The organism is Hoskinsella mucinilytica (assembly GCF_045223415.1).
Lineage (GTDB): Bacteria > Bacillota_I > Bacilli_A > Erysipelotrichales > Erysipelotrichaceae > Hoskinsella > Hoskinsella mucinilytica.
Genome location: NZ_JBEQZJ010000097.1, coordinates 1 through 1,660, shown reverse-complemented (window position 1 = coordinate 1,660; position 1,660 = coordinate 1). Strand labels below are relative to the sequence as shown.

General features: G+C 31.9%; 1 protein-coding gene. It reads left to right on the top strand.

What is annotated here, in order from left to right; genetic code table 11:
* The first annotated feature begins 325 nt into the window (after nt 1–325).
* Complete coding sequence (locus tag UGRO018_RS17625) at nt 326–1,531, top strand: IS110 family RNA-guided transposase (protein ID WP_416327824.1); 1,206 nt, start codon at nt 326–328, stop codon at nt 1,529–1,531.
* The last annotated feature ends 129 nt before the right edge of the window (nt 1,532–1,660 follow it).

The following is a 1,660-nucleotide window of genomic DNA, read 5'->3' as shown; positions in this document are numbered from 1 at the left end:
GAAGTAGAAAGAATAAATTTCATAAGAAAGAGAATCAACTATAAAATTAATATTCATGATAGAAAGCTAGGGTGTATAATGATTCCTGGCTTTCTCTTTTTGTAGGCATACAATGAGAATAAAGCCGATAGAGAAGAAATGACGTAGAAGCTTTATAAACCATTGAGTTAGTAAAAAAAACCGTCATTCTTCCTATTCTTGTTTATGAATAAGCTTATATCTAAAACGACGATCATTTATGATTCAGTCAGTATGTACAACGAAACTATATGAAACAAGAATTCGGAAGTGATTTCTCTATGATTTAAGTGAGGAGGAACAATTTATGGAAGGACCTATCGTTAGTATTGATGTATCCTGTGGAAATAGTCATTATATTCTTTTTGAAAAGAATAATAAGAAAGTTGGAGGAGTACATAAAATCAATCATGATATTGAAGGATTCGCTCGTTTAATAGCAGATATTAAAATGCTTTCTGAAAAAGTTAGTGATGAAGTCTGTGTGGTTTACGAAGCTATAGGGGTATACACACATCCACTAGAACGATTTCTTGAAAAGAGTAATATCGAGCAGTATGTCATTTCACCTTTAGAATCCGCCAGAAAAAGAAAGGAAAGTATTCATTCTAAAAAAACAGACAAACTTGATCCAATCGCTATCTCTAAAGTCTACTATGATCGCAAAAAGATACGGATGCACGAGGTTGAAGATGATAAATTCCATCGTATGAAGCAGTTAAACCGCTTGTATGAGGACAAAATCAATCATCTAAGAAAATATAAAGTGACCTTTCAAAACAGTCTGAGTATATGCTTTCCTGGCTTCCTTAATTTATTTAGTGATGGTTATAGTGAACTTGCGATGATCATTCTAAAAAAATATCCACACCCTGATTTGATAAAAAATAAGCAGCCAGAAACGATTGCCAGATACATTGAAAAACATACATGTCATAAAAAAGCAGTTTCCATGAGGTATGCCGTTAAAATCATTGAGTTCGCAAATAAGACATATCCTGGATGTGATAAAGATGATATTGAAGTTGAAATATTACTGGATTTGTTGGATAAAGTCGAAATGACTAGAAACGATGCAGATAAAACCTTACAAGAAATCATTCAGATAGCAGAAACAATGAATGAATATTATCTTATTCTAAGTATTGATGGAATCGGTCCTAATCTGGCATCAAGAATACTAGCAGAAATAGGCGATATCAAGCGATTTAAGACACGAGAAGCAATGATAGCCTATGTAGGTTTAGATCCCAACATTAACCAATCAGGAAAGATAGATGGTGAACACTTATCTATTTCAAAAAAAGGAAACAAGCGATTGAGATGCCTATTATATTTGGCAGTGACATGTAATATAAAGTTAAAAAAAGTAAATACAATCAATCAGTTTTACCAAAAGAAAAGGCAGCAATTGAACCCACTAAATTCAAAAGCTGCCAAAGTTGCATGTACCGCCAAACTGGTCAAAATCATTTACGGTATGTGCAAGAACAACACTATCTTTCAAAGATAGCTTATTTATATTATACATATTTTCAAGAAAAATGGAATATCTCCATTTCTTTTTGTCGTGGTTAAATGGCTTAACAATAATAAGTAAAAATTTCTGAAATTTATACTTGATTTTTATTATCTAATTTTT

What these genes read in the sequence shown, in the direction of transcription:
- UGRO018_RS17625 (WP_416327824.1), top strand. Translation starts at nt 326, where the DNA reads ATGGAAGGACCTATCGTTAGTATTGATGTATCCTGTGGAAATAGTCAT.